The sequence below is a fragment of the Phycicoccus sp. genome (assembly GCF_035325325.1).
Classification (GTDB): Bacteria; Actinomycetota; Actinomycetes; order Actinomycetales; family Dermatophilaceae; genus Phycicoccus.
Window position 1 is genome coordinate 16,957 of record NZ_DAOLAC010000052.1, and the last position, 1,383, is coordinate 18,339.

Consider the following 1,383-nt stretch of genomic DNA (forward strand, 5'->3'; position numbering starts at 1 on the left):
CGCACTTCTGGGTCCCCGACGCGGCGCAGGGCGCCCCCGGTCTCGCCGCGGCCTACGCGACGACCGTGCCGGCGGTGGGCGCGCTGATCGCCGCCTACCGCCTCGTCGTCGCGCTTCCTGACACGGTGGCGGTCGGGGTCCTCGTCGGGGTCATCGCGGTCGGGAGCATGACCCTGGCGAACCTCGCCGCCTACCGCCAGAACGACCCGCGCCGGCTGCTCGGCTGGTCCACGGTGAGCCAGGTGGGCTACCTCTTCGTCCCGGTCGCGGTGGCCGGGCGCAGCGACCTCGCGCTCCCTGCGCTGCTCCTCTACCTCGCCGGCTACGCGGTGACGAACCTCGCTGCGTTCGCGGTGACGGTGGCGGTCCCCCACGCACGGTCCCTCGGCGACTACACCGGGCTCGTCCGGGCGCATCCCGGGTTGGCCGGTGCCCTCGTCGTGGCGCTGCTCGGGCTCCTCGGCACGCCTCCGACCGCCGTGTTCGTCGGCAAGGTGGCGGCCGCAGCGGCCGCGTGGGATGGCGAGATGGCGTGGCTCACCGTCGCCCTGCTCGTGAACACCCTGCTGTCGCTCTACTACTACCTCCGGTGGATCGCGCCCGCGATGCGCCGCACCGACCCGGGCGACGCCCTGGGGGCGGCGCGGCCGTGGTCGTCGCGGACGGCGGTCGCAGCCGCGCTGGTCTCCGTGCTCCTCGGCGTCTTCGCCGGGCCCCTCTGGGCCCTCCTCGACGCGTCGCTGCTGGGCTGACTCCCCCAAGGCTTCACGGAATCTTGACGAGAGTCACGCCAGCCGCACAGGGGCGGGGCCCAAGGTGGTGAGCGTGACGGGAACACGACCGAAGGAGGTCAGCACATGTACTGGCACGACGGCATGGGTGCCGCAGGGTGGTGGGGGATCGGTCTGGGCATGCTGATCTTCTGGGGGATCGTCATCGCGGGCATCGTTCTGCTCGTCCGCCGGGCCATCGGCAGCAACCAGGGCCAGGCCGGGCCACCGGCGTCCCCGCCGAGCCCGGCGCCACCGGAAGTGGGGCAGCCCCACGACGCGCAACGGATCCTCGACGAGCGCTTCGCCCGAGGTGAGATCGACGACGACGAGTACCGCCGGCGCCGCGACATCCTCCGAGGTGGGTGACCGGAGTCCGCGCCCGAGGCGACGCGGAACGGCCGCGACGCGCATGAGCTACGGCCCGTGGCTTCTCCACCACCGAGGTCGTCGCCTTCGAGGATGGCGGGCTGCCCCGCCGCCTCTGGCGCGTCACCCAGCGCAAGACCGCCTCCGGCCGCCGCCCCGCGTAACCCGGTGAAGGAGAACCCGGACGTGCGACGCTCCTATGCTTCGTCAAGCAGTCGGGGCGCCCCTTTCGAGGAGGCGGTAC

The 1,383-nt window shown here is 73.2% G+C and carries 2 protein-coding genes; both read left to right on the forward strand.

The window, feature by feature from the left end; genetic code table 11:
• On the forward strand, positions 1 to 752 hold a 752-nt coding region (locus tag PKA89_RS19265), incomplete at its 5' end, for a proton-conducting transporter membrane subunit (protein WP_324422310.1).
• Between the two features lie 105 nt (positions 753 to 857).
• Entirely contained in the window at positions 858 to 1,139 is a 282-nt protein-coding gene (locus tag PKA89_RS19270) for an SHOCT domain-containing protein (RefSeq protein ID WP_324422312.1), read from the forward strand.
• Positions 1,140 to 1,383: the final 244 nt, after the last annotated feature.